Below are 15,564 nucleotides of genomic sequence, written 5' to 3'. Positions count from 1 at the left end.
TTCAATACGAAATTTTAATCCCTTATAAAAACTTTAAATTGTGAAAAACAAACAAACAACCCCCTTAAATTGTATAATAAAAACACTTTAATCCAACAAAGGATAACCATGAGAAAACAATCCACTCCACTTTTGTTATTCAGGAAATAATACAGATGAAAAAAACGATTTCAGCGTTGTTTTTATCAGCGTGCATAGGGTTATCATCTGTTTATGCAGATAACGCTTTGATTTTACAAACAGATTTTAGCTTAAAAGATGGGGCCGTTTCGGCGATGAAAGGTGTCGCTTTCAGCGTTGATTCTAATCTTAAAATCTTTGATTTAACGCACGAAATCTCTCCGTATAACATTTGGGAAGGTGCTTACCGCTTGTATCAGACCGCTAATTATTGGCCGCAAGGTTCGGTATTTGTGAGCGTAGTTGATCCGGGCGTAGGCACTAAGCGTAAATCAGTGGTATTGAAAACTAAAAACGGTCAGTATTTCGTCTCGCCAGATAACGGCACGCTGACTTTGGTAGCGCAAATTTTGGGGATTGATAGCGTGCGTGAAATTGATGAAAAAGCTAACCGCTTGAAAGGTTCTGAAAAATCCTATACTTTCCATGGTCGTGATGTGTATGCTTACACTGGGGCGCGCTTGGCTTCTGGGGCGATCACATTTGAGCAGGTCGGGCAAGAGCTTCCCGCAAAAGTTGTTGAAATCCCTTACCAAAAAGCGAAAGCCACAAAAGGGGAGGTGAAGGGTAATATCCCGATTTTGGATATTCAATATGGCAATGTTTGGAGCAACATCAGCGATAAATTACTCAATCAAGCAAAAATCAAACTCAATGACACGCTGTGTGTAACGATTTTTAAAGGTTCTAAGAAACAATACGAAGGGAAAATGCCGTATGTTGCGAGCTTTGGCAATGTGCCAGAAGGCCAGCCGTTGGTTTATTTAAACAGCTTGTTGAATGTTTCCGTGGCGCTGAATAGGGATGATTTCGCGCAAAAATATCAAATTAAATCCGGTGCTGATTGGAATATTGATATCAAGAAGTGTGCTAAATAAAGCACTTTTGAGAAAAATTAAGAGAGGAGTTAAAGATTTTAACTACCAAACTTTCATTAACACAGCCTAATTCATGCTAAATTAGCCCTAAAACAAACGCTTGTTGTTAAAATTTTGTTTTAATATGAAACACTAATCCCTTGTAAAAACTTTAATTTTCAAAAAATAAACAAACCATCCCCTTAAATTGTATAATAAAGACACTATAAACTAAAAAGAGATAACCATGAGAAAACTATTCATCCCACTTTTATTATTCAGCGCTTTAGAAGCGAATGAGAAAAATGGCTTTTTCATAGAAGCCGGGTTTGAAACCGGGCTATTAGAAGGCACGCAAACGCAAGAAAAAAGACACACCACCACAAAAAAACACTTACGCGACTTATAATTATTTACCCACAGACACGATTTTAAAAAGAGCGGCTAATTTGTTCACAGACGCTAAATCCATATCACAATTAAACTTTTCATCTTTATTCCCTGTTAAAGTGCTGTATATTGGTGGTAAATTAACTATAGAAAATTTCTTACCTTATAATCTAAGCAATGTTAAACTGAGTTTTACAGACGCTCAAGGCAATGTGATCGATCTAGGGGTGATAGAGACCATCCCCAAACACTCTAAGATTGTTTTACCTGGGGAGGCGTTTGATAGTCTAAAAGAGGCGTTTGATAAAATTGGCCCTTATACTTTCTTTCTTCCAAAATTTGAAGCCACCAGCACTTCTGTTTCTGACGCTAACACGCGAGGAATCCCCCCACCCCCTTTTAAGAGTTTTACAACAAAATGAAATCTAAAACGATAAGTTTAAAAATTTTTGAATGTTAAGAATTTCATCATCACCAAAATCCACCAACGCTATCGGCTAAGTTTTGATTGAATGACTCAAAGGTTTGCGCTCATGTTATGGGCGATTTGTGTTGGGTGTTGGATTGGTTGTAAATTGGCGCCATTAAAAGCGATACGATAAAAGCAATTAAAGCAACCACAAAAATATAAAAGCTTAAACCATAACTTTGCAAACTTTCAGGTGCTGCTATAGCTTTTGCGTTTAACCAGCTTGAAAGTTGAGGGGTAAAGCCAGCGGTTATAGCATAGGCTATGTTATAAGCGAAAGAAATCCCACTAAAACGGATTCTAGCACTAAACACATCGCTCATAAAAATGGGGCAAAAATTCATAATACCCGCACAAAAGCAAGCTAAAAAGTATAAAACTATGGTATTCACTAAACTTGGTGCGTTAGAATAAAATTCTTTAAAGAATAAAAAGCCAAAAAAGGCAAAGGCCACGCTAAAAGCCATGCAAACTTTGTGTGGTTTGATTTTATCGGCCAAAAGCCCGGTTAAAATAATAGAACTTACAATGCCAACAAGCCCTAAAATTTGAAAATAGGTTTTTTCAAAAGGAGTGAAATTAAAATTGGGATGCATGAGGGTAAAATTTGGAACAAAAAGGATAAAAATCAAAATACAAGCGGTTAAAACCCAAGTGATAAGCATGGAGATTAATATGCCAAAGCGAGAATTTTTAAACACCTCTTTAAGCGGGAATTTAACTAAGGCATTGTCTTGTTTCATTTGCTGAAAAACAGGAGTTTCTTCTAAAAAGCGTCTCAAATAGACAGAAACAATACCAAAAATCCCTCCAAGCCCAAAAGCAACCCGCCAAGCCCAATCTTCAACAACAGACTTGTCAAAAACCATGTAAATCCCAATATAAACCAAACTCCCAAGCAAAATCCCAGAAACTACAGAAGCGCTTAAAAAACCGATATAAGTGTTTTTTTGGCCTTGCGGAGCATGTTCATGGACAAAAACCCAAGCGCCAGGCAATTCACCACCCACAGCAACGCCTTGACAGATCCTAACAAATATCAAAAAAACAGGAGCTATGTAACCAAGATAATGAGCGTTTTTTGGGGTAAGTCCCATGCTATCAACGCCAAAACTCACAAAATGATTAAAAGTTGGCATCAAGGCGAGCGCAAAAGTTGGGATTACCATCAATAAAATAGAGAGCATGAACATGTTTTTACGGCCGAATTTATCTCCAAAATGGGCCATCACTATGCCGCCAAGCGGGCGCGCTAGATAGCCTGCAGCAAAGATACCATAAGTGTTGATTTCAGACCAAATAGGGCTGAGCGTGTTGGGGAAAAAGTGTTTGGCAATGATACTCGTAAAAAATACAAAGATGATAAAATCATAAAATTCTAAAGTCCCCCCAAGCGAAGATAATCCTAAGGTTCTTATCTCTTTTTTGCCTAAATGTTTTATTGATTATCCTTTCACTAAGGCTATCGCCCTATTTTAAATTTGTCGTTTTGAAACTAAGATTAATAAGATTAATTTATAACCACCTTACACCTTAAGGGCATTTTTTAGATAACAAGCATTAAATGAAATTTTATTAGCGTTCAAAAAGTGGATCATTTTATCTTTTTTATCATTAAGCATCACTTAAAAGAATTTAAATTTTGTTTTACCCGTTTTGTCAAAACGCTTACTTGATTGTATCAGCCACGAAAACACCCCCTATTAAGACTGGGGTAATAACACTTCTTTTAATCTTTCAATGATAGCTTCTTCTCTTTTCTTACGAAATTCCTTTATATTTTCCCATTCTAATTTTAGTTTAGGGTCAATATAATTTCTTTTTTTATACTCTTCTATGGCTTGCTCATTTTTATATTCTTCTTTGAGCCACACTTCAGGGTCTTTATCCTTTTTGGCACTGTTTTCTGTGCCTTCTAAAAGCTGGAGGTTGTATAAATGATTCCCGTACTCATAGAAATCTTTATCCAATTTTTCATTTTCCTTTTTAAACTTGGACTTTGGGTAAATATGGTCTATATGAAAAGTGGTGGTTTTATAGTTCAGATTGGGGTATAAGATTTGTAAAATAGGAAAAACTCGAGCATCGCTACTAGAACGCATCATGTCTTCTATAGCATCATTAGTGATTTTTAAAGGGCATGTTTGGTGTTTGGCTAAATTGTGGTTGAACGCTTCAAAAGCGCGAGCTTCTTTGATGCTATGAGCTATGATACTTAATTTTGTATCCGTTGAAGGAGTGAAATAACTCGTGATTTGAGCGTTGCGGACAAATTTTAGGGCTTGTTCTTCATCGTTTTTATCCATTTTTTGTCTTAAAAAATAAAAATAGGCTAAAGTGGATAGAATATAAGCTGAACCCAGATATTTTGCATAACCAAAAGTTTCTAATAGTTTTGCAGCGTCATAGATGCTATCTGTGATTTTTTCCCAATTTTCTTCAATCTCTTCGATATTCTTTTTATTAAAATTTTTTAATTCAAAAGTAGTGTCTTTACCAATGAGAAGCAAGCAGGTTTTTAGCACCTGGTCTTGCCCCATGTTTGAAAAACCTTTATCTTTTAAAGTATCCACTAGCTCATTCATTTTTTCTCTAATATCGCTTGAAAAGCTTGCTGTCAAAATAGACATCAATAAATCAGAATAGCTCAACTTGACCCCGCCGCTATTGACACGGATAAAGATATTTAGAACTTTATTAAGATTTTTTTCTGTTTCTTCAAAAAATGAAATGAGTTGTTTGTCGTGAAAAGCTTTGTTTAGTGTTTCTAGTAAATCCAAATGCATTACCTTCTATGCCATGATCTTTTGCATAATTCCAAACACCACTTCCCAACTCTAAAATATCCCCCACCTTAAACCAAAAATGATTTTTATCGTTTTCAGGCGTTTTGGCATGAAATTCAAACTGGTAATTGTCTTCTGGGTTGTCCATGTTTGGCTGGTATTTCAAGTTCAAATACAAACGCTTCTCTTCATAAGCGTTAGGGTTATCGTTTCTAGCTTTCTTTTTCTTAAGCGTTCTAGTGCCTTTAAGCCCGATATAAAGCGAGGTTAAACGCTGTTGGCCGTCTAGGACAATAGACAAATCATCACGCCTAATTTGTTCAATACGGATTTTTTCATTGTGGGGCTTTCGCTCATCGTAATTTGTAATGAATTGATAGAGTTGGAAATTGAGTTTATCGCTATCTTGTTCATCGCTCTTAGCTATATCCTCCTTTTGTAATTTCCAAAATAAAAAAGAGCCAATAGGATAGCCTCTAAGAATGGAGTCAAAAAGTTGCTCTATCTTTTTTTCATCGGCTTTTTTGAGCCACACGTATTCACGCTGAATGTCAGGCAAAAAATAACGAACATTCAATTCATCTACCACATCTTTAATGCTCTTATCCAAAAACACACCCATGAGAATCTCCTTATTTTTATTTAGGCTGTATTATAATCAAACATTAAAGAAATTAGATTAAGCCAACTTAATTTAAGATTTTTTCCACGCGCTTTTGGATCACTTCTAAAACCAAGCAAAAAAGCCAGTAAATCAAAGCGGCTTCCAAATAAATAGGCAGAAAGTCATAGCTGGCGTTCGCTTTTTGCTGCGCGATTCTAAAAACCTCTGCGATAGTTACCACAGAAGCTAAAGAAGTTTCTTTAAAAAGGCTGATGAAAGTGTTACTCAGGCTTGGCGTGGCGACTTTGAGCGCTTGAAAAAAAATGATGTGCCAAAAGGTTTGCAAGTAATTCAAACCCAAACTCAAGCTTGAATCCCATTGATCTTTAGGGACAGAAAGAAAGCTCGCCCTCAAAGTCTCTGAAGCGTATGCCCCCACATTAAAAGAAAACGCAATAATGCCTGCTGGGATTGGATCCATATAAACCCCAAGGGCGGGCAAACCATAAAACACCACCACAATTTGGACCAATAAAGGCGTGCCTCTAATGAGCGAGACATAGAAATTCACGCCCGCTAATAAAGCCTTATGAATGAAATGTTTAGGGGGCGCGATTTTAATGAGTGCCACAAAAACCGCAATGAATAAGCCCAAAATAAAAGAAATGATCGCTAAAGGCAAAGAAATGCAAAAAGCGGCTTTTAGCATGGGGTAGAAAGCCTCTAATAATAATTCCAAACGCTCCTTGCTCAAATCTAAAGATTCAAAAAACAAAGACAGATTAGGGCTTGCTGACATCTTTTCCAAAAAATTGTTCGCCTAAGCGTTTTAAAACCCCTTTATCTATCAATCTTTGCATCGCCTGGTTGATAAGCTCTAAGGCTTTTTCTTGGTGCTTGTTAATGACAAAGGAAGCGCCCCCATCTTTTTCTTTGGACTCCCATGCGATTTTAAAGGGGTTATCTTTGTGGGTGTTAAGGTAGTTTAAGATCGCTAAAGAACTATTTAAGGTCAAATCGGCTCGTTTTTGCGCCACCAGCAACAAAGCTTGCACCATAGAATCCACCGAAACGATTTGAGCGTCGTATTTGAAAGCGATTTCCCCATAAGTGGAGCTTAAAGTGTTAGCCGCCTTTAAGCCCTTAATATCTTTAATGTCTTTAATGCGGTTTTCATCTTTTCTAACCAGCATGATTGTGCCTGAATAGCTATAAGGCAAGCTTTTATCAAAAGCCGCTTGGCGTTTTTTAGTCGTCAAACTCACCTGGTTAGCGACCATATCAAAACGCCCCGATTTCAAGCCTGTAAGCATAATATCCCATGAAGTTTCGTGGAATTTGATTTTCACGCCAAGCTCTTTAGCCAACTCCCTAGCCACTTCCACATCATAGCCGGTGAGCTTGCCTTCTTTATTGTGGTAAGTGAAAGGGGGGTAAATGCCTTCTGTGCCAACGCTGATCGTTTCTTTATTAACCAGCTTTTCATACAAGCCAGAAGCGTTCAAAAAACCCCCCAAAAAGCTTATTACTAATAAAAATAAAACTTTTTTCATTTTATATTTTAATCCTAAATTTTTTCAAGCATTCTAACACAAAATAAAAATTTTGCATGGTTTGATTTTAAATATAGACACGCTCCAAGCGTTTGGATAAAGTGCTGATGGTTTCATAAGGAATGGTGTTTAAAAGCACAGCAATCTCGCTTGCGTCATTAGCTTTAGCGCTTTTATCCCCAAACAAGATGACCTCATCGCCCTCTTTGGCTTGAATATCATTGAGTTTGACGAAGCACTGATCCATGCACACCTTGCCAATAAGAGGGGCTAATTGGTTGTTGATCGCTACTTGAATGCGATTACCTAAAGCGCGCGCTAACCCGTCCGCATACCCTAGAGCTAAAACACCCACTAAAGTCTCTTCATTGGTATAAAAATGCTCGCCATAGCCAATAAATTCGCCTTTTTTAACGCTTCTGATTTGAACGATTTGCGCTTTTAAACTGACAACATTTTTCAAGATGGTTGGACATGATTGCTTAACTTCATTAGAGGGGTAAAAACCATAGAGCATGATGCCTGGGCGATAGAGATTTAACAAACGATTTTCATTCCCGTTACACAAAGAAAGGATGCCGGCGGAATTGTAGGCATGGCGGTATTGAAACTCTATTTTTTGTTCTAAAAGCTGCTCTAAAAAAGCGTTAAAGGCTTTCATTTGGTTTTTAGCATGGGTTTTAATCTTAGCGTCAGCGTTGCTTAAATGCGTGAATATCCCTTCCACTTCCAAGCCTTTTAAAGCGCGGATTTTTTTAATGATTTCTATGCTTTTAAAATTAGGCTCTAAACCCAAGCGGTGCATGCCGGTATCAATTTTGAGATGCACTTTTAAGCGTTTTTGAGATTTTAAAGCCATTTGAGAAAAAACTTCCGCTTGTTCAAGGCTAAAAACCATAGCGCTCAAATCGTTATCAATCAACATGGAAGCGTTAGAATTAGGGCTATAGCCTAAAATCAAAATGGGGGTTTTAGAAAAATGAGAGCGCAACTCTAAAGCTTCATCTAAGGCCGCTACCCCTAAATAATTAGCCCCTTCTTGTAAGAAAATTTCGCTCGCTTTAATCGCACCCACCCCATAAGCGTTCGCCTTAACAACCGCCATGACACAAGCGTCTTTAGGGACAATGCTTTTGACTGCACTAAAATTATGCCTTAAAGAAGCGGTATTCACTTCTACAAAACTCGCCCTTTTTAACATGTCATTTTACTTGTTAGAATGCTTGCTAAAATACCAACGAGTTTCAGAATAAACCACTTTATGCAATAAAATCAAAGCGATTAAATTAGGGATAGCCATAAGCCCGTTAGAAAGATCCGCTAAATTCCACACAAAATCAATTTTAGCCATAGCCCCCACCATCACGCTCGCTAAAAAGATCAAGCGGTAATATTTCACTTTTTTTTCACCAAAGGCGTATTCAGTGCATTTTTCCCCATAATAAGCCCAACCAATAATCGTAGAGTAGGCAAAAAAGATCATGGTCAAAAAAATCACCACTGCCCCTAATGAGCCTAGAAAATACTCCGTGCTTTTTAAAGTGAGCAAATTAGCGCTTAATTTTTCCCCATTAGGGAGCAAGGTGTTGTATTCTGGCGCCATTAAAATCACGCTCGCTGTTGCCGAACACACTATTAAGGTTACAATAAAAGTTTGGAGCATGGACACTAAGGCTTGACGCACCGGGTGGCGCGTTTGAGCGCTTGCGGCAATAATGGCTGAGCTCCCCAACCCCGCTTCATTAGAATACAACCCCCTAGCCACGCCCGTTTTTATCATCGTCGCTACCAACGTGCCGCTCGCTCCGCCCACAACAGGTTTAGGGTTAAAGGCTTCTTCAAAAATGAGTTTGATCGCTTGAATAGCTAAATCAAAATGGCTAACAATAATATAAATAATAGCGATCAAATACAAAAGCACCATCACAGGAGCTAAGTAAGAAGTGAATTTACCAATGGATTTAATCCCCCCTATGACAATGAAAGCGGTTAAAATCGTGAGCAATAAGCCTGAAACCCAACTGGGCAAGTTCGCTTGTTCGCTTAAAATGGAAGAAACCGCATTAGATTGCGTCATGTTACCGGTGCCAATGCTTGCAATAATCGTAAAAATCGCAAACGCCATGGCGAGTTTGGGCATGTTAAGGCCGTTTTTGATGTAATACATGGGCCCTCCATTGTATCCAAACGCCCCTTTTTCCCTGTATTTCACCGCTAAAATCCCCTCAGAATATTTAGTCGCCATGCCAACAAGCCCGGTAACCCACATCCAAAACACCGCCCCTGGCCCTGCAATGCTGATAGCGGTCGCTACGCCTACGATACTCCCAATGCCTACAGTCGCTCCTAAAGAGAGCATGAGGGCGGAAAATTGCGAAATGTCGCCCTTGGATTGGGACTCTTTGTCAAAAAGGATTTTGATCGCATAAAAAATCTTACTGAATTGCAAACCCCTAAGATAGAAGGTTAAAAACAAGCCGGTGCCTACTAATAAAATTTGCATGGGAATCCCCCACACAAAATTAGATAACAAACGCACCACCGAATCAATCGTTTCCATAAAAACTCCTTAATAAACTAGGGTTTAAAAAGAAATCCCTTAATCCCTAAAAAATGCAGAAAAAAGCATAATATCGGCATTTTTTTCATTCGCTCCGTCTTGGCTTAAATCGGCGATGATTTTACCAATGGCTGGGCCAAAAGTGATACCAAGCCACCCCAATCCTGTCGCATGGATTAAGTTTTTATAGCGTTTGTCAAACCCTAAATAAGGAATATCATTAGGGGTTAAGGGTCTAAAACCGCACCACTCTATGGCGTCTTTCATTTCAAAAGGCTGCGTGAAAGCGGCTAAATTCTTTTTCATGTTAGCGATTTGCTCTTTATCAATGAGGGCGTTATTGGTGTTTAATTCTAATTTAGAAGTGATCCTAACGGTGTCTCTTCGTGGGGTCATTGCCATGAAAATATCCGCAAATAAAGAAGAGGTTTTGGGCTTTAATTCTTCAGGCATTTTAAAGGTGATGCTATAACCTTTAGCCCCCATCATTAAAAAATCGTTCTTGGTTTTTTTAATGAGAGCGGGGTTAGCCCCGGTGGCTAGAATGATTTTTTCTGCTTGGATTTTTTCCTTATGCGTGATAACGCCATTAATGAGGTTATTTTTAAACTCAAAATCGATCACTTCTTCATTATAAAGAAATTCCACGCCCGCATTTTGTAAATATTCTTGCAAAGAGCACATCACTTCGCCCGGATCCACATGTGCGTTTTCGGTTAAAAGCACGCTCCCGCAGATATTGTCATTAACAATAGGCATGTATTCTTTGGTTTCTTTCACATTCAAAATCTTATAAGCGCCACTGTTATCGCAAGTTCTAATCTTTTTTTCAAAATTTTCTTCTAAAGTGTAGATCATTAAAAGCCCGTCTTCCTTATACCAAAAATCCATGCCGTCTTTTAGCATTTGATGGTATATATCAATACTCAGCCACCCGTAGCGTTCAAACAACGCCATGGTGCGGTGCGTGGATTTGGCGTTCGCGCTTTTCATGAATTTTAAAATCCATTGATAGAGCTTTAAATTAAGCCCAAAATGGAATTTTAAAGGGGCTTGGTTTTTGAGCATGAGTTTTAGGGTGTCTAACACCACACCAGGGCATGAGAGTGGGGCTTTTTTAAACGCAGAAATAAGCCCAGCATTCCCAAAAGAAGTGCCGTTTGCGCCATCGCTTTTTTCAATCACGCAAACCTTATGCCCGAATTTATGCATAGAATACGCACAAGAAAGCCCTACAATCCCACCACCTATTACCACGACTTCTTTTTTCATGCTAATAATCCCTTTAATAGATTACTTAATGGCTATCGCTTCAATTTCTACTAAAGCGTCTTTAGGCAGTTTGACCACTTGAAAGGTCGCTCTAGCCGGATAAGGCTCTGTAAAATAACTCCCATAGATTCCATTCACCACCGCAAAATCGTCTAAACTTTTCAATAAAATAGTCGTTTTAACCACGCTATCCATCCCTAACCCTGCTTCTTTTAAAATCGCTTTGATATTTTCCATGGATTGCGTGGTTTGAGAATGAATGTCCGCACCTTTAAATTCGCCGGTAGTTGCATCAATGCCTAATTGCCCAGAGACAAAAACAAGATCGTTAGTAGCGATAGCTTGAGAATAAGGGCCTATCGCTTTTGGGGCTAGCGTTGAATGGATAACTTCTTTCATGATTGAAACTCCTATGATGATGTGTTATGTCAGCTATTATTATGCAATCAAATTAATAAAGAAATAAAAAATGAGCGCAAAACGCCATGAATTTTCATCTTATTATAAGGTATTGTATATTTTTTACCCATATTTAGAAATTCTTAAACGGGTTTTGTTTGAATGGAAACTCAAAACATTATTGTTCATTTTTTAAATAAAAGGGGTTTTGGCTGTTTTGATTGGTTTTAAAATCAGTTTTGAAATTTTTCATAAGCCCTTGACTTTTATTATTGAGTTTAGATACAATAACAATCGTCTTTTGAATAAAGAGTGCGGGAATAGCTCAGTGGTAGAGCACGACCTTGCCAAGGTCGGGGCCGCGGGTTCGATCCCCGTTTCCCGCTCCATATTTTGATTTAACTTCTAGAGCATGGTTTTCTATTTAGTTTGCCCAGGTGGTGGAAGTGGTAGACACAAGGGACTTAAAATCCCTCGGTAGCAATACCGTGCCGGTTCAAGTCCGGCTTTGGGCACCATCGTTGCAAATTAAACCAAATTAAACATGGTTTGATTTTGTTATCTCAATAGATGTGCTATTGTTAAATTTAAGGCGACATAGCCAAGTGGTAAGGCATGGGTCTGCAAAACCTTGATTCCCCGGTTCGAATCCGGGTGTCGCCTCCATATTGTAGTCATTTAGGGACTTTTGTAAGGGACTTTTATGAAAATAGCGGGAGATGGCTGAGTGGTTGAAAGCGGCGGTCTTGAAAACCGTTGAGGGTCATACCTCCGGGGGTTCGAATCCCTCTCTCCCGGCCACTTGATTAAAATCTTTTAAGCGATTTGTTTTGGCAAATTCATCTCTTCTTTTAACAAAGAATTTTGTGAATATTGATTGTCTCTTTTAATTGAAATTTAAAGATTAGTTTAAAGGATTTTATTCGGTGGGATTGTCAGCATCAAGCCTCATTGTTCCTCTTAGCGTTATTTTAATGGTGGTTTTTACTAAAAGAGTCGCACTCTCGTTATTTGTGGGCATTTTAGTGAGCGCTGTTTTAATGCATTCGTTACACCTTTCCCAACTCGTAGAATATATTTATCATAAAATCACTTCCGTTTTTTACACTTACGAGCCAGAAAAAGGGCTTCATTTCAATCTTTCCAACCTTTATGTTTTTGGGTTTTTAATCTTTTTAGGCATCTTAAGCCAAGTGATTTTAAAATCCGGTAGCGTGCAAAACTTTGTTAAAAAAGCCAAAAAATACTCTAAAAACGCTAAAACCCCCGAATTTATCGCTTTTTTTTCAGGCATTATTATTTTTGTAGATGATTATTTTAACGCTCTAACCGTGGGGCAAATCTCAAAGTCTTTAAACGACGCCCATAACTCCACACGAGAGCGCTTGGCTTATATTATAGACTCCACTTCAGCGCCGGTGTGCTTATTAGTCCCCATTTCTAGCTGGGGGGCGTATATTATGGGGATCATGAATAACGACAGCTCGCCCTTATTAAAAGATAGTTTTTCGGTGCTTGTGCAAAGCTTAAGCAGTAATTATTATGCGATTTTTGCGCTCATTGCGGTCTTTCTCACCATTTTATGGCAAATCAACCTCCCTAGCATGAGGAAGTATCAAAACATAGGCGTGAAGGATTTTTATAGCGAACAAGAAGAAAGCTCTTCAAAACTAGCCCCCTTAAGCCTGTTACCCCTTTCTATTTTATTATTGATCGTGTCCATTTCATCATTGATTTTTTATACTGGAGTGGTCTTAAAAAACACTGATGCGAGTTTTTCGCTCTTTTATGGAGGGCTGTTTTCACTCATTATCACCTATCTTTTAGTTTATAGGTTTTTAGAAAAAGGGAGTTTTTTTAAACTTATTGTTGAAGGCTTTAAGAGTGTGGGACCAGCGATACTAGTCTTAACGCTCGCTTGGGCTATTGGGCCTGTGATCAGAGATGACGCTCAAACGGGGCTTTACTTGGCCCACATCAGCAAGGGATTTTTAAATAGTGGGGGAGATGCGTATATGCCTTTAATCTTTTTTTTAATTTCTGGGTTTATCGCTTTTTCTACCGGCACAAGCTGGGGAGCGTTTGCGATCATGCTGCCCATTGGAGCGGGCATGGCCAATGAAAGCGATATTATTTTGATTGTTTCAGCGATCCTCTCAGGCGCGGTTTATGGCGATCACACAAGCCCCATTTCTGACACGACTATACTATCGGCTACGGGGGCAGGGTGTTCGGTGCAAAGCCATTTCATCACACAACTTCCTTATGCGACCATTGCGATGCTTTGCAGTGCGGTGAGTTTGGGGGTGGCAAGTTTTATGCATTCGCGCTCGCTCGCTCTTTTAATCGGTGTGGCTTTGCTTGTGGGGGTGTTTTATCTTTTAAAAAGGTTTTATGGTGAAAATCTAAAAACTTAAATTGGGCATTGACCTAAAAATTTAAAAATCCCATTTTTTAAAATTAAAATAAGGTTTTAGCGATCCCTACTGGATTAAAAAAGAGTCTTATTTTATTACCAATCAATTAAAAAAAGTTATTCAAAAATAACCATCAATTATAAAAATCTCCACAAATCTCTAAAGAGTAACGCTTTTTAAAAAAATACATTTTTTTTTTAATTTTTTAATCAATCGTTAAGGTGTTTTAAGTTAAATTTCCTTATCTGTGAAACGGATAATGTTATATCTTAAGGAAAGAAAATGGGGTTAGGACACTAATAAGTTTAGGGATTTTGTTGAGCGTTTTGAGTGGCGATGATCTGAGATTGTATTCAAAACCTTTAGTCTATTCGGCTGGAAGTGGGATTATTGGGATTGATATTGACAAACGGACATTTTACAAACGAGCGTTCGCTTTCACGATGAAGTCGTTGTTCGGTGAAAACTTGCTTCTGTTTGTCAAATTGAAGCATTCTGCTTTAATGAGCAAACACATGAAAGGGCCTTTGGAAAACCGCCACCATCATTCTTTCACTAAAAATTATGAAAAAGCGATCAATGGTTGTCAAAAGTATTTCCATATCAAATTGCCTGAAGGTGCTCCTAGCAACTTCAAATCAGGCTCATACATGGCCACTATGGTGGTGCGTTTTTAAAGCGTTGTTTGGGGTATTCTTTAATACCCTTATTATCTTTTAAAAACACAAATTTATTTTTTAGCCTTTTTTAAATCTTCTTAGGACTCTTCGTATTGATTGAGTGGAGTGTTTTCAAGATATGGATAAAAATTCATAGAAGAAAATAAAAAGGCTTTTGTTTTTATCAAATACGGGTTACTAAAACTTTTTATGGTGGGTTATAGCGTATTTTGGCTTTAGTTGTTTCTTTTAGGATCAGTTCCATCAAGGTTTAAAGGATTGGTGTCTTTCTTCTTATCATTTAGTGCTAAGAGCGACTCCATCAGCCCATTTCTTGAATTTTTTGTAATCATCTATTTCTATCTGCCCTAAAAATATGAAGCAAAACAAACCCCCTACAAAAACGCTTCTAATTTATAAGCTTTTTTATGCTCTTGTTTCAAATCCATGTAAGCGTTTAAAAGCATGTATTCTTCAAAGGATAAAACCGCTAGATGCTCCTTAGCGAGATCGTTCATTTCTAATTCCAACAACACGAATAAAAAGGCTTTTTGCGCCTTATCGTCTTCTTGGCTTAAAATCTCAAAAAATCGGAACCATTGATCGGGGACAAGAAATTTTTGTGCTTTTTGCGCGAGCTTTAAATAATCGTTCTTGTCATAACCCACCCTTTTGCAAAGCTCTGAAATCTTTAAAGTGTCTGTGTTTAAAGATTTTTCAAAAAAGGCTTTTAAAAAAGACTTCACGCACTCTTTATCCAAGTTATCTTGCATCGCATTCAAAGCCTTTAAAACCTCTTTTTTGCTGCCTTTTTGGGCGATTTCTGTAAAAGCGTAGCGGCGTAATTCCAAAGGGATTTGCACGTTTGTTAAAACTTCAAAGGCGTTTTTTAAGTCATTATGGATAAAAGCTTTCAAGCGTTTAGAAAAATAAGCATGATCATAAGCTAAAGAGTGCTTATCGTGATCTTTAGGTTCAAGAGTGTTATTTTCTATATTGTGGTAATGCTTAAAAAGGTTATCCACTTTTTCGCACCCGCTATTTGGCGTGTTTAAATCAGCCTTTAAATCATAGCGGGCCAAGATTTGAGAAAGGTTTTTAGCGAGATCGCTTTTAAATTTCGTTTTTAAAAAAGTCTTTTGAGTGTCTTGAGATAGGATTTGTTTGAGCAATTTGTCAAAATCCCTTTTTTCATGGTATAAGCGGATTTTATGGCTGAGATTGTGCTTGAATAAAAAAACCCATGAAAAAAAAGCGAACATGCCCAAAACACCCATAAGCCATACGGCAATGGGAAAATTAAAGCTGTAGCTCCCTAAATTGAAGCCATAAGCTTGCGGATCGATGCTATAAACAAACACGCCAAAACCCACAATGAACAAAAATGTAAAGATAATGTAAAAACGCATGCGCACCTC

The 15,564-nt window shown here is 38.0% G+C and carries 11 protein-coding genes, 4 tRNA genes and 2 pseudogenes; 8 read left to right on the top strand and 9 right to left on the bottom strand.

The annotated features are described in order from the left end of the window. Positions 1-155: 155 nt before the first annotated feature. On the top strand, positions 156-1,058 hold the full coding sequence (locus QAP06_RS02950; protein ID WP_286466504.1) for an SAM hydrolase/SAM-dependent halogenase family protein: 903 nt from the start codon (positions 156-158) through the stop codon (positions 1,056-1,058). Between the two features lie 226 nt (positions 1,059-1,284). Further along, positions 1,285-1,813, top strand: a pseudogene (locus QAP06_RS02945) (hypothetical protein); the annotation flags it as partial. Between the two features lie 145 nt (positions 1,814-1,958). Here QAP06_RS02945 and QAP06_RS02940 read toward each other — a convergent pair. The 8 genes and pseudogenes from QAP06_RS02940 to QAP06_RS02905 all read right to left on the bottom strand — a co-directional run bounded on the left by QAP06_RS02940 (position 1,959) and on the right by QAP06_RS02905 (position 11,070). Further along, positions 1,959-3,338, bottom strand: coding sequence for an MFS transporter (locus tag QAP06_RS02940; protein ID WP_286467404.1), 1,380 nt, complete (start codon positions 3,336-3,338; stop codon positions 1,959-1,961). Between the two features lie 261 nt (positions 3,339-3,599). Then, a pseudogene (locus QAP06_RS02935) lies at positions 3,600-5,304 on the bottom strand (DUF262 domain-containing protein). Between the two features lie 67 nt (positions 5,305-5,371). Next, the gene (locus QAP06_RS02930; RefSeq protein WP_286467398.1) at positions 5,372-6,085 is read right to left on the bottom strand and encodes an amino acid ABC transporter permease; all 714 of its coding nucleotides are present in this window, start codon (positions 6,083-6,085) and stop codon (positions 5,372-5,374) included. After that, on the bottom strand, positions 6,069-6,839 hold the full coding sequence (locus QAP06_RS02925) for an amino acid ABC transporter substrate-binding protein (RefSeq protein ID WP_286466502.1): 771 nt from the start codon (positions 6,837-6,839) through the stop codon (positions 6,069-6,071). The genes QAP06_RS02930 and QAP06_RS02925 overlap by 17 nt, the downstream gene beginning before the upstream one ends. A gap of 67 nt (positions 6,840-6,906) precedes the next feature. Next, positions 6,907-8,040, bottom strand: coding sequence for an alanine racemase (alr, locus tag QAP06_RS02920; protein ID WP_286466496.1), 1,134 nt, complete (start codon positions 8,038-8,040; stop codon positions 6,907-6,909). 6 nt (positions 8,041-8,046) lie between these two features. Then, positions 8,047-9,399 carry an alanine/glycine:cation symporter family protein gene (locus QAP06_RS02915; protein WP_286466494.1) on the bottom strand — a complete coding sequence of 451 codons (1,353 nt, stop codon included), beginning with the start codon at positions 9,397-9,399 and terminating at the stop codon, positions 8,047-8,049. Between the two features lie 39 nt (positions 9,400-9,438). Continuing rightward, positions 9,439-10,671: an NAD(P)/FAD-dependent oxidoreductase gene (locus tag QAP06_RS02910; RefSeq protein WP_286466493.1), complete on the bottom strand. Its 1,233-nt coding sequence runs from the start codon at positions 10,669-10,671 to the stop codon at positions 9,439-9,441. 21 nt (positions 10,672-10,692) lie between these two features. Beyond that, the gene (locus QAP06_RS02905; protein WP_286466491.1) at positions 10,693-11,070 is read right to left on the bottom strand and encodes a RidA family protein; all 378 of its coding nucleotides are present in this window, start codon (positions 11,068-11,070) and stop codon (positions 10,693-10,695) included. Between the two features lie 314 nt (positions 11,071-11,384). Here QAP06_RS02905 and QAP06_RS02900 point away from each other — a divergent pair. The 6 genes from QAP06_RS02900 (at position 11,385) to QAP06_RS02875 (ending at position 14,164) form a co-directional block, all read left to right on the top strand. Further along, positions 11,385-11,459: transfer RNA gene (locus tag QAP06_RS02900), tRNA-Gly, on the top strand. A gap of 42 nt (positions 11,460-11,501) precedes the next feature. After that, positions 11,502-11,588 (top strand) — tRNA-Leu (locus QAP06_RS02895). Positions 11,589-11,661: 73 nt separating this feature from the next. After that, a tRNA-Cys gene (locus QAP06_RS02890) sits at positions 11,662-11,736 on the top strand. A 47-nt stretch (positions 11,737-11,783) separates the two neighbouring features. Continuing rightward, positions 11,784-11,871 (top strand) — tRNA-Ser (locus tag QAP06_RS02885). Positions 11,872-11,996: 125 nt separating this feature from the next. Then, positions 11,997-13,487: a Na+/H+ antiporter NhaC family protein gene (locus QAP06_RS02880; protein ID WP_286466488.1), complete on the top strand. Its 1,491-nt coding sequence runs from the start codon at positions 11,997-11,999 to the stop codon at positions 13,485-13,487. A gap of 314 nt (positions 13,488-13,801) precedes the next feature. Continuing rightward, a complete protein-coding gene (locus QAP06_RS02875) occupies positions 13,802-14,164 on the top strand; it encodes a hypothetical protein (protein WP_014662127.1) in 363 nt (120 codons plus the stop codon). 377 nt (positions 14,165-14,541) lie between these two features. On the opposite strand, the gene QAP06_RS02870 is transcribed toward QAP06_RS02875, so the two are convergent. Further along, entirely contained in the window at positions 14,542-15,555 is a 1,014-nt protein-coding gene (locus QAP06_RS02870) for a LapA family protein (RefSeq protein WP_286466484.1), read from the bottom strand. Positions 15,556-15,564: the final 9 nt, after the last annotated feature.

Origin of the sequence: Helicobacter pylori (assembly GCF_030323545.1) — a bacterium.
GTDB lineage: Bacteria > Campylobacterota > Campylobacteria > Campylobacterales > Helicobacteraceae > Helicobacter > Helicobacter pylori_CO.
Note: the sequence above shows the minus strand (reverse complement) of the source record. Positions and strands in the feature narration are given on the sequence as shown.

What these genes read in the sequence shown, in the direction of transcription:
- QAP06_RS02950 (WP_286466504.1), top strand. Translation starts at nt 156, where the DNA reads ATGAAAAAAACGATTTCAGCGTTGTTTTTATCAGCGTGCATAGGGTTA.
- QAP06_RS02930 (WP_286467398.1), bottom strand. Translation starts at nt 6,085, where the DNA reads ATGTCAGCAAGCCCTAATCTGTCTTTGTTTTTTGAATCTTTAGATTTG.
- QAP06_RS02925 (WP_286466502.1), bottom strand. Translation starts at nt 6,839, where the DNA reads ATGAAAAAAGTTTTATTTTTATTAGTAATAAGCTTTTTGGGGGGTTTT.
- alr (WP_286466496.1), bottom strand. Translation starts at nt 8,040, where the DNA reads ATGTTAAAAAGGGCGAGTTTTGTAGAAGTGAATACCGCTTCTTTAAGG.
- QAP06_RS02915 (WP_286466494.1), bottom strand. Translation starts at nt 9,399, where the DNA reads ATGGAAACGATTGATTCGGTGGTGCGTTTGTTATCTAATTTTGTGTGG.
- QAP06_RS02910 (WP_286466493.1), bottom strand. Translation starts at nt 10,671, where the DNA reads ATGAAAAAAGAAGTCGTGGTAATAGGTGGTGGGATTGTAGGGCTTTCT.
- QAP06_RS02905 (WP_286466491.1), bottom strand. Translation starts at nt 11,070, where the DNA reads ATGAAAGAAGTTATCCATTCAACGCTAGCCCCAAAAGCGATAGGCCCT.
- QAP06_RS02870 (WP_286466484.1), bottom strand. Translation starts at nt 15,555, where the DNA reads ATGCGTTTTTACATTATCTTTACATTTTTGTTCATTGTGGGTTTTGGC.